Raw genomic sequence first — 10,262 nt, 5'->3', positions numbered from 1 at the left:
GATATATTCGTGGTGGGCATGCAATCATCCTTTCGTATGGTTTGCTCACCACGAATATACGATGATTCCGTGCCTTTTTCAATGACCTGTTTTTCTTTTCTTTATTTTGTTAACTCGAAGTGCATAAGTTGAGATTGGCCATAAGTAAGTATAGAATTTTTCGGTGTGGGATGTCAAGGATTTTTTTGTTTGGTTATTGGGGGTAGTGGAGCGACTGATGATAATACGACAACTGGTGATACGACTGTTGGTGGAGCGACAGTTGATGGAGCGACGCTTGCAGAGGCTGACAACTGGTGGAACGACAAATGATAGAACGACTGCTGGTGGAGCGACTGTTGATAATACGACAGTTGGTGGGGCGACTGTTGATAATACGACAATTGATGGGGCGACAATTGATAATACGACGCTTGCGAGGCTGTCAGATGATGGAGCGACGCTCGAAGACTGAGGCTTGCAAGTGCTGATGAAAGCTGAGAATCGAGATCCGAGAGGGCTGCTGTGCGGCAGATACGAATCCCTTCGGGATTGATCCGAACTCTTTCAGAGTTGTCACGAACTCCTGCGGAGTTTACTCGAACTGCAAGCAGTTGTCTCGATCGACTTCGTCGATGATGTTCGCCTGCGGCATTTTTTTAGTTTAATACGCATTTTTTATCAATAATCCACCCCTTATCCCGATCTAATTTTACTAGCATTATGTTTTGCATTATTTCTAAATTGTTTTTGAACCCTGTTTTTGAGACTAATATGTAGCACGAAGGCTTTACACCGAGTGCCTTTTCTTTTTTATAGAGTGTATTCAAATCGCTTTGGGTGATATTTCTATTTCTCCATTTACATTCACCAATAAACCACTGGTCTCTCTTTTTTCCTATTATATCGATCTCCAGGTCGTTCTCCCAAAACCTTCCAATTCTGTCAAATCCCAGTGTGCTTGACAGAAAGATCCTGGCTTCTTTTTCGAATTGGAAGGAGACAAATTGTTCAAAATTCTTTTCAAGTTGTTCGATTACCGGCTCAATATGCCCGAATTCAAGGTATTGAAGGTAAGGAAAAACAAAGCGATACCAGAACCTGAAAAGCGGATCAGAAATTACGTAAATTCCTTTTCTCGTTCTGATGGGGTTCTTTATGGTAACCGGTATTTCTTTTTGAACTATGTTTAATGTTATGAGGTTATGCAGGTATGGCTGAATCTTTCTTGAATCTGAAAAGCCTATTTTGCTGGCAATATCTCCAGGGCGATTGTAACCAAAGGCGAGCGCTTCAAGTATGCTTTGATATATCTTTGGCTCCCTTAGCTCTTGGGATAGTATGAAAAGGGGTTCTTCTTTGAGTGGTGCACTTGAGCTCAGAAATAGGTCAATGATATTTTGAGAAATGCTCTTTTTTGTGTCGAAAAGGTTCAAATATTGTGGGACCCCACCAGTGATTGCATATGCTTTCATCAGGTTGTGGAAGTCGTAATCAGGCAAGAAATCATTGGAATGCTCAAATTTCACCGGATTGAGTTTCATATATCCGGTTTTTCTGCCGAACACGGGGCTTTTATAAGCAAGCAATTTTTCCATAAAGCTCATGCTCGAACTACAAAGGATCAGCTTTATCTTTGATTCTTCATGATCAACAAGCATTTGAATAATCGAAGGCAATTCGGGGGAGGCTTCAACCAGATACTGAAATTCGTCAAGAACGAGATAAATATTTTCATCCTTCGCTTTTTGGAAGACAAATCTCAAAGCATCTTCCCAGCTTTTGAATGTAGCACCGTGAAGATTGAACAACCGGGCCACTTCATTTGAAAAAGCATCCAGAAGAGTTGAGCCCGTAACCTGTCTTCCGACAAAGAAAATACCTTTTTTCCCATATACTGCTTTTTTCAAGAGAGCAGTTTTTCCTACTCTTCTTCTGCCATAAAGTATAAAGAATTCAAGGTTATCCGAATTGAGGTACTTCTTTAATGTATTGAGTTCCTCTATCCTGTTGTAAAACAATGCCCTCACCTCATGCTAATTATGAATAGACTAATGTAGATTATACTATATAATTTGATTTTTTCAAAATTGGAGAATCGAGAGGGCTACTGTGCGGCGACTGATGATAGTACGATGATTGATGGGGCGACAACTGATAATGCGACAGCTGATGGTACGACTGTTGGTGATGCGACAAATGATAATACGACAATTGATGGTACGACGCTTGCAAGGCTGACAACTGGTGGAACGACAAATGATAGAACGACTGCTGGTGGTACGATGGTTGCTAACGCGATAAAAAACCGAGAATCCTAGGGTCAGAGAACCAAGAGCTGCTGTGCGGCAGATACGAATCCCTTCAGAGTTGACCAGAACCACGTGTGGTTGACTACCGAGCTAAAGAGCGGGTACAGGGTATAACTGAATACGTGTTCGAGAAGATGACTACATTTCTTATTCAGTATCTGTTCCAACACCATTGCTTTGGGTTCCAGACAAGATCATCACTTGATTTGAGTAAAGGTACAAGGAAGGTTTTCAATTTTTTCATCAGTTTTAAGAAATCAAGTTTGTTATCCAATCTGCTTCTAACCAGGAATGCTTCCCACTGTGTTTGTTTTTCTTTGTTTGTTATGAACTCTGTTGAAAGAACGGTATCTATGTCCTGGAATGAAGTGCCTCTATTCTCAAAAGTTTCGAGAATCGCTTTACGAAGGTTGCTCAAGTGGAACGAACTGTGAGAACAAAGATAGTAGATGTCGTAGAAGTCTTTCATTCTGCTTGTTTCATAATTCAGGCTTACGATTATTTGTAGTTTTTCAGCTAAAGCGGTTTCTTTTGAATAAACCATTATTAGAGGTTGAATCTGATCTATGAGTGTCGGAAAACTGACTTCTACGGGCCCGTTGTGTATTCGATCTCCAAAGCCTATGTCAAGTTGTAAATTGCCTTTCGTTCTTTCGATATTCCAGGGGATGATGACTCTCACTCCATTGTACTCCGCATCTTTTTTAATTATGGAAATCTTTAAATTTTCTCCATTAAAAATGATTCCATCGTTGCAGGGGATTGAGGAGATTTGTTTGATTATCATCTCGATATTATCAGGCTCATTAGAAATAGCAATTCCAAGAAAATCAATGTCTTTCGTGGGTCGGAGATCTGGTAATCCATAAGCCAAAAACATCATGGCACCTTTAAGAACAAGATTGCTTCGAAAATTAGAAACCGAAAGGCGATAGAGAAACCTTTCTTGGGCATATCGCTGCAATATTCTTGTGTAATCAACTTTATTGAATTTGGCAATCCTTAAGAGCCGATCTTTTACAGATGCGGCCATATTTCTTATTTCTTTGTTCATGTGTGCATCATACCCTTTATGAACGGTGACATGATTTTTTCCATTCTTGTGGCTTTCATGTATTTTCTGAGTCGTGCGGTATTTCCATTACTCCAGATAAGATAATTTTTCAACGCTTCGATTGCCAGGTCTTCTCCTAACCTATTCCTGAACCTGAATATGTCACAAACAGTCTTTTCTCTGTTATAGATTCTTATTGGTCCAAATTCGGTGTTGATTGTTTCAATACCGAGGGAGTATGTGTTTTCTCTAAAGTGAAAGAAACTTACAGGTGGATATTCTATTGTTGGCTTTTTAAGATCATGTGGAATTGCAACATGGACTTCCCAGGGAGAGAAGGTGGTAAGATCATAATAATCAAGGGCAGATATTAGGCAAATTACTCCCTTAGGGATTGCATGACATACATCGACAAGAGAGACTATTTTGATGCCGGAGAGAGTAGCCAAACGATAAAGTCCTGCTTTCACCTTTTCTATTGTGCCTTCTTCAAGGAGTTTTCTTAACTCCCTTGTGTGTATACCATTTGCTTTTAGGTCTTTCATTCTTGCATAGCCATAGTGTTTTTTGAAGAAATCGAGAATTTTACTCATAACCCACCACCTTGGATCTATATTACTACCATTATTATACACTGGTAGTTAAAAAGAACCAAATTTGAATATGCTGAGGCTGGGTGCTGCAAGGCAGTGGCTATGCTGAGCTTTGCTCAGGTTATGCTTTACTTCGTAAAGGCTTTGCATTCCTGCGGAATGGCTCTGCGCCTGGGGCGGCGGGTTCGTTGTGGGTTGTTGGTTGTAGGTTGTGTGTGAAAGCTTTGAAAATATGGGTTTGGGTTTGACCGAGAGTTCCTCGAGAACTGAAAGCCTAAGAGTTTGGGAAATAGGATCTGTTAGGAATTTTGTGTAAACTCTCTCCATATGATCGGCGAGGCTGTACATTTCGTGCTTTGGGAATTTGACTGTTATTTCGTATGCTTTGGCTGCCGGCTCCATTGAATGTTGCCAGACTTCAAGTTTTTCGACGTCCATGGGTGGCCTTCTTTTCTTCCAGAAGTTCTATTGCTTTTTTGAAATAAAAAAATGCTTCAGGGTCAGTTTTTTTGATTCTGTTAAGCTTGCTGTATTTAGGGTTTTCAATAAATATTTTCTCTAAGTTGATCGAAGGGTTGTAACGTTCAAAGTCATTGATATTCGATAATACAAGCTGTGATAAATAAGCTGCTTTTGACGCTTTGTTTATTGCTTGGTCTAGATTGAATCTGTTATTGAAAGCATATGAAGAAAAAGAAGTTATCCCGCGTTGTAATTTTCTAAATTTCTCACTACCTACTGCTCCTCTATAAGGAATAATAAGAGAGGTATCGAATGCATCATTGAGAACATCTTCAAAAGAGTTCCTATTTCCTCTATAGCCAATTTCTTTTTGGGCCGTCACATTAAAGGAAGTTCTTACCATCGAAATGTTTTCACAATGGTCGAAAAGAGTACCAACATCAAAGAGTTGTTTGATTATCTCTGCTTCCTTACCTACTCCATAGGAAATGCCAGTGGTGTTTGGTGCAAAAGCGGTTAATTTATCTCCGAGGATAGAATCGATACTTGGTACGACAACTTCTACCGTACGTCCTTCCGTGTCCAGCAAATTATGTTCTATCGGGACAACAACCTTTTCGGGATAGTTTTCTTTTTCAAACAATACATCCAATAAAATATAATTTTCTCTGTTGTTTATTGTTGAGTTGTAGAAGAATTTGAAGTGAGATTTTGGTATGTTATTGTTGTTTTTTCTGATATCTTTTTCATAGTGAGTAAAACATTCACCATCGATGATCTTTGGCAAGAATTTTTCCAAATCTTCAGGCTTTCCGTTGAATATAATATCAACGTCGATCGAAAATCTATTGAATTCTTTTAATAAAAGAAGCAAAGAAGTCCCACCCTTAAAAACAAAGCTCATCTCTGATGACTTAAGTTTTTCAACCAAGCTAAGAGCTCTAATTGCTTTTTCAATGATCGAAGGATCATTGCGTTTGTATATTTTCCGTCTGCTAATTATCCACTTTTTAGAAAAAGATGATTTCTTGATCAATTTTCTTCCTCCATAAATCCTTCAATATGATTTTCAAGGATGAACCTTCGAATTTGATTGTACCTTTTTCTTCGCTTAGCGTATGACCAAAAAGTGGTCCTATTAAAGGCGTATTTTTTGATTACGTTCTTATAAATGTTTATCAGTTCTTGACCCTGGTAAGCGATAAACAAGTTCTTTTCGCAGAAAAGGTCGACAAGAATTTTTTCTGTTTTTGGTATTTTTATATTTCCGATTTTCGAAATGGGCGATTGTGATATGAGAGGTATTACCACTATGTTTTTTTCATTAAAAGCGAAATACTTTTCTACTTCTTTTATTCCCGGTTTTAGGAAGATATTATTATATGATTCTTTAAGGAAGTTGAATACCGATTCTTCAGTATCTCGCTCAACTTCAAGTATAACTAGGGGTAAAGATGCCTGATGAACTGTAAATTCAGAAAGCCATTTTGTTTCCCATATGCAGTAGTTACTTAGGTAAGGAAAACGCTTGGTCAGGCTTTTCACTACCTTTTTCAAAAAAGCAGAATCAGGTGGCAAAAAAGACGGACGGTTTTCAATTAAATATTGACCCCTTCCTGAATTTGTAATTACTCCGCTTTTCTTTAAATCGTATATTCTTCTTCTTATGGTACTATCACTAATTTTTGGGTTTTGCTTTTTAAAATATTTAACAAGCTCTTTTTTTGAGATATATTTTACACCACTTTCTCTAAGCCTAAATAAACGTTTGGCAACGTAAGCCCTACTGTAAGGAGATTTCATGGAATCACCATCCATCCGAACATTTTGCACTTATTTCAAAAAGTGCAGATTGTTCGCTACTATTATAACATTTCCCTGTATAAATGTAACCATTTTTTGATATTGAGCGAGAGAGCCGCTGTGCGGCACTCCAAATCCCTTTAGGGATTGATCCGAACTCTTTCAAAGTTGTCACGAACTCCTGCGGAGTTGATTCGAACCACTTCGGGGTTGTTACGAACTGCTTTGCAGTTGAAAAAGCCTTCATTCTGGAGATGTTCTATCCAGAATCTTGTTTTTCTTAAGTACGAGATCCTGAATCATGCTCAGGATGGCGAGTCAGAATGGTTGGGATGTGAATCCTGATTATGCCGGTGGTTGTGGATATGCACTGAAATATATTGAAAATTTAGATAGTTATTTAGTGTACGCTTAGTAGGTTTTTGCCCAAAAACCAGGACAACAAACAAAAAGCGACTGGTTTTTTTATACCAGTCGCTGGGCCGCTAAAGGCAATTTCTAATCATTTTTGGATCGCTTAGTACACAGTTTTCTCTTCCTTTTCAGCTCTGAAAACCTGGTCTTTTTTATTTTCTATATAGTATTTCTCTGGTATTAGCTCACCAACTTTCTTTTTGAATCTATTGAGGTTCTTTCTGGATAGTTTTCCGTAATGCTGCAATATTCCTACAATGAGTGCTGGATGTATTCTTAATTTTTTTGAACAGTCGTTTACCTTTACTTCTGATATGTACCCGTAGCTGCCTTTGAAGTAGTCAAGAATTTGATCTCGTTTTAGCCATTCGCCGGCAATGTTATTCGATTCTACTTCAGCTTCGTTGTCGCTTAAATCTGCAAGGTTATCAATGAATGGTTTTTCATCGTCCAAATTGTGGTAAAGGATGTGTGCAATTTCGTGGGCTACGGTAAACCAGAAATTGTCAATCCTGTCGTATCTTTTTGTGTAAACGATTACCGGACCATATTCATCTATATAAGAGGCACCGTCTATATAGGTTTTTTGTAAATGGGGAAGGACCATGAACCTAACACCGGTGTTTTCTAATTCTTCTAGAAATCGTTCTATACCTTCGGGATAAAGTGAGTATTCTACGATCTGGTACGCCAACTCCTCTAGCTTTTCTTTATTATAGGCATAACCAGAATTTTTTTGCTTTGAAAGCTTTTTTGCCATTAAGAACCAGGTATATGCGTAAAAACCGTTGAAGTTTTGATGTGCTTCAGATCTTCTAAATGCAGGAGCAAGATCTTTCTTTTGGAGTTTCTCTTTTAGTTCCTCAAGGTTCTTCACTCCGAAAAATCCCAAGATTGATTTTTTTACTTTTTCGAAAGAACGGGAGTTATCTATCCAGCCTCTTTTTTTCATTTCTCTTATTGGCAGGTATTGGTAAAGAATAGATCGGTCTTCGATCGCCTTGTTTTCTTCGGATTCCAGATTTTCGATCCTTGATCTATACATGTTGTATAAATTCAACCAGGTATTCGGAGTACCACCTATAGCTTTGCTTAATTTAACGGCCAATTCAAAGGTTATGGGCGTTTTATCTTGTATCAATAGGTTTGCGGTTTTTAAAGAAACGCCCATGACCTCAGCGAGATCCTGCTGAGTCCAGCCAAGGTATTCAATTTCATCTTTAATGTGTTTTCCAGGACCTATGATTTTTCCTGGTCTAATTTCACCCATGATTCTCACCTTTATTCATAGTGTTTTGAAATTTCGTCGATTCCAAATATTCCAATTGTATGTTTATTGTCTATCCACTCAATCTCAATTTCTAGCCGGTATTTTTTGTTAAGCCTTATCGAATATCTGCTATTATAACCAGCGAGTTTCTCGAATTTATAGCTTCTTCTACTGCGTATAGCTACTATCGTGTCTGCCGCTTTGATAAAGTCAACTACCTCAATGTATTTGTCTATTAGATATTTAGGTAGAGGATATTTTTTATTTTTCTTGGCTTCTTTATAGAGTTTTTCAAGGTGTTTATTCAGGAAAATTGTTTCCAATTGAGTGCCTCCTGAGTAATACACTTATATTTTACACTTATAAGGTAAAAATGTCAAACCTATTGTTACTTACTATGTATAATCATTAAAACAGATGATGCTCATTCATAATCCACATCTATACATTATTATACCATGCTTTTGCTTCGTCTAAGCCGCTGCGCGGCGACAAATGATGGTACGACAGTTGGTGGGGCGACTGTTGATGGTACGACAATTGATGGTACGACGCTTGCAAGGCTGACAACTGGTGGAACGACAAATGATGGTACGACAGTTGGTGGAGCGACTGTTGATGGTACGACAATTGATGGTACGACGCTTGCAAGGCTGACAACTGGAGGAACGACAAATGATAATGCGACAATTGATAATACGATGGTTGTGAGGGTATGTGCTGCAGGGCTGGTCTGGTATAATATGGGTGCTAAGTTACTTAACCCCTACTAAGTAACTTAGTACCCATTAAATATAAGGGAGGTTTTGCCAATGCTGTTCTCGATTGAGCCGAAACATTCTTTAAGAGATATATTCAACAGGAAAGAGGAGGTTAGCGCATTTCAGAAGTCTTTGCAGAGTGAAAGGTTAATTGTTCTTGACGGGTTGAGACGGATTGGAAAGACTTCACTCCTTAAAGCTGTGCTCGAGGAATTTGATGGTTATCATGTTTTTATAGATTGCAGAGCTTATTTCCGTAATAATCTAATTGATGTCGAAGCATTTGACAGGGCTCTGATCAAAGAGATCGAAAAGACCCTGAAATTAGGAAAATTGAAGAAGATTTTAAAATCAATATCAGGACTTTCCTTTGGGGGTTTTGAAATATCTATTGAAGGTAAAGGGCAGAAAACGAATTTAGCAGAGGCATTGAAAAGCATCGACGAAACGCTAAAAGGCAAGAGGTTCGTTCTTGCATTTGATGAAGCGCAGAATTTGCGGTTCTATAGAAAAGGCGGGAAGGATTTGCTTAACCTTTTTGCTTATATATACGATAACTTGAAGAATTTTGTCATTGTTCTTACAGGCTCTGAAATAGGTTTATTGCATGACTTTTTGGGAATAGATGATCCAGATGCACCCCTATTTGGGAGATATTTAAGCGAGATAAGGTTACAGAGGTTTTCTAAAGACAAATCTCTTGAATTTTTAAGAAAGGGGTTTGAAGAATTAGCAATTGATGTTTCTGAGAAGAGTTTAGAAAGGGTAGTTGATGAGCTCGATGGTATTGTGGGGTATTTATCTATATATGGATATATTTATTATAAGGAAGATCCTGTAAATGCACTGGAAAAAACAAAAGAGCTGGCAAAAAAGTTAGTAGAAAAAGAACTGAGTGCGCTTATTAATAGATCAACGAACTATGGTTATGTTCTCAAGGCCGTTTCACTACATATAAACAGATTCAATCAAATAAGAACTTATATTGAAAATAACTTCGGAACTATTTCAGACCCTACGTTGAGCAAGATTTTGAATACACTCGTTAAGCAGAGCTTTTTGGAGCAAAAATATGTTGATGGAGTAAAACGCTATTTATTCCCTGATCCAGTTATGGAATATGTTTGTAAAGAGATGAGGATGAAGTGAGATACATACAGATTCGAGGAACGACAATTGGTGATACGACTGTTGATGGAGCGACAGCTGGTGATACGACTGTTGGTAGAGCGACTGTTGATAATACGACAATTGATGGAGCGACTGATGATAGTACGACTGTTGGTGGGGCTACGGGTTCGTTGTGGGTTGTAGGTTGAGTGTGAAAGCTTTGAAAAACACAGGTCTGGGGTTTGACCGAGAGAGTACCTCGAGAACTGAGAGTCTGGAGTCCGGGCAAAATATCTCAACCCTATTAAACTTCGAGAAATTCTGATGGGGTCATGGCAAGTATCCCGGCTTTCTTTCCGCATTCCACAGCGAGTTTGTCACCGGTTATAAACAATGCAGATTCTTCGATAGCCAGGGAAAGGAAATGATTATCTGGTTTGTCTGAACTTATGTTTCGTATTTTCGCTGGGCTTTGTATTTCAACAGATGCAAGAAAAGCTCGAA

14 protein-coding genes are annotated in these 10,262 nt (G+C 38.4%); 6 read left to right on the top strand and 8 right to left on the bottom strand.

Annotated elements, in window-relative coordinates:
- Nucleotides 1-189: 189 nt before the first annotated feature.
- Together AT15_RS10485 and AT15_RS01710 are read left to right on the top strand one after the other, a co-directional pair.
- A complete protein-coding gene (locus AT15_RS10485) occupies nucleotides 190-312 on the top strand; it encodes a hypothetical protein (protein WP_268766416.1) in 123 nt (40 codons plus the stop codon).
- Nucleotides 266-454 (top strand): hypothetical protein, encoded by a 189-nt coding sequence (locus AT15_RS01710; protein WP_153019676.1) that lies wholly within the window; start codon nucleotides 266-268, stop codon nucleotides 452-454. Before AT15_RS10485 ends, AT15_RS01710 begins: the two co-directional genes overlap by 47 nt.
- Before the next feature lie 184 nt (nucleotides 455-638).
- On the opposite strand, the gene AT15_RS01705 is transcribed toward AT15_RS01710, so the two are convergent.
- Complete coding sequence (locus AT15_RS01705; RefSeq protein WP_161484643.1) at nucleotides 639-2,000, bottom strand: ATP-binding protein; 1,362 nt, start codon at nucleotides 1,998-2,000, stop codon at nucleotides 639-641.
- A 114-nt stretch (nucleotides 2,001-2,114) separates the two neighbouring features.
- Here AT15_RS01705 and AT15_RS01700 point away from each other — a divergent pair, with 114 nt between their 5' ends.
- Complete coding sequence (locus AT15_RS01700; RefSeq protein WP_068345699.1) at nucleotides 2,115-2,300, top strand: hypothetical protein; 186 nt, start codon at nucleotides 2,115-2,117, stop codon at nucleotides 2,298-2,300.
- A gap of 142 nt (nucleotides 2,301-2,442) precedes the next feature.
- Here AT15_RS01700 and AT15_RS01695 read toward each other — a convergent pair whose 3' ends face one another.
- The 7 genes from AT15_RS01695 to AT15_RS01665 all read right to left on the bottom strand — a co-directional run bounded on the left by AT15_RS01695 (nucleotide 2,443) and on the right by AT15_RS01665 (nucleotide 8,210).
- Complete coding sequence (locus AT15_RS01695; protein ID WP_068345697.1) at nucleotides 2,443-3,345, bottom strand: nucleotidyl transferase AbiEii/AbiGii toxin family protein; 903 nt, start codon at nucleotides 3,343-3,345, stop codon at nucleotides 2,443-2,445.
- A complete protein-coding gene (locus tag AT15_RS01690) occupies nucleotides 3,342-3,938 on the bottom strand; it encodes a type IV toxin-antitoxin system AbiEi family antitoxin domain-containing protein (RefSeq protein ID WP_084251386.1) in 597 nt (198 codons plus the stop codon). Before AT15_RS01690 ends, AT15_RS01695 begins: the two co-directional genes overlap by 4 nt.
- A 48-nt stretch (nucleotides 3,939-3,986) precedes the next feature.
- Nucleotides 3,987-4,376 carry a four helix bundle protein gene (locus AT15_RS01685; protein ID WP_068345695.1) on the bottom strand — a complete coding sequence of 130 codons (390 nt, stop codon included), beginning with the start codon at nucleotides 4,374-4,376 and terminating at the stop codon, nucleotides 3,987-3,989.
- On the bottom strand, nucleotides 4,357-5,436 hold the full coding sequence (locus AT15_RS01680) for a nucleotidyl transferase AbiEii/AbiGii toxin family protein (protein WP_068345693.1): 1,080 nt from the start codon (nucleotides 5,434-5,436) through the stop codon (nucleotides 4,357-4,359). The genes AT15_RS01685 and AT15_RS01680 overlap by 20 nt, the downstream gene beginning before the upstream one ends.
- A complete protein-coding gene (locus AT15_RS01675) occupies nucleotides 5,433-6,203 on the bottom strand; it encodes a DUF6577 family protein (protein WP_068345691.1) in 771 nt (256 codons plus the stop codon). The genes AT15_RS01680 and AT15_RS01675 overlap by 4 nt, the downstream gene beginning before the upstream one ends.
- 517 nt (nucleotides 6,204-6,720) lie before the next feature.
- Nucleotides 6,721-7,887, bottom strand: a complete 1,167-nt coding sequence (locus AT15_RS01670) for a HigA family addiction module antitoxin (protein WP_068345689.1) — start codon at nucleotides 7,885-7,887, stop codon at nucleotides 6,721-6,723.
- An 11-nt stretch (nucleotides 7,888-7,898) separates the two neighbouring features.
- A complete protein-coding gene (locus tag AT15_RS01665) occupies nucleotides 7,899-8,210 on the bottom strand; it encodes a type II toxin-antitoxin system RelE/ParE family toxin (RefSeq protein ID WP_068345687.1) in 312 nt (103 codons plus the stop codon).
- A gap of 135 nt (nucleotides 8,211-8,345) precedes the next feature.
- Between AT15_RS01665 and AT15_RS01660 the strand changes: the two genes are divergently transcribed.
- From AT15_RS01660 to AT15_RS10250, 3 genes are read left to right on the top strand one after another with little or no spacing between them, the layout of a single operon-like run.
- Nucleotides 8,346-8,660: a hypothetical protein gene (locus tag AT15_RS01660; protein WP_068345686.1), complete on the top strand. Its 315-nt coding sequence runs from the start codon at nucleotides 8,346-8,348 to the stop codon at nucleotides 8,658-8,660.
- A gap of 39 nt (nucleotides 8,661-8,699) precedes the next feature.
- A complete protein-coding gene (locus AT15_RS01655) occupies nucleotides 8,700-9,797 on the top strand; it encodes an AAA family ATPase (protein ID WP_068345684.1) in 1,098 nt (365 codons plus the stop codon).
- The gene (locus AT15_RS10250) at nucleotides 9,794-9,967 is read left to right on the top strand and encodes a hypothetical protein (RefSeq protein ID WP_161484642.1); all 174 of its coding nucleotides are present in this window, start codon (nucleotides 9,794-9,796) and stop codon (nucleotides 9,965-9,967) included. The genes AT15_RS01655 and AT15_RS10250 overlap by 4 nt, the downstream gene beginning before the upstream one ends.
- Nucleotides 9,968-10,262 lie beyond the last annotated feature (295 nt).

Source organism: Kosmotoga arenicorallina S304, assembly GCF_001636545.1.
GTDB classification, from domain to species: Bacteria; Thermotogota; Thermotogae; order Petrotogales; family Kosmotogaceae; genus Kosmotoga_B; species Kosmotoga_B arenicorallina.
This window is presented reverse-complemented; position numbering and strand designations above follow the sequence as displayed.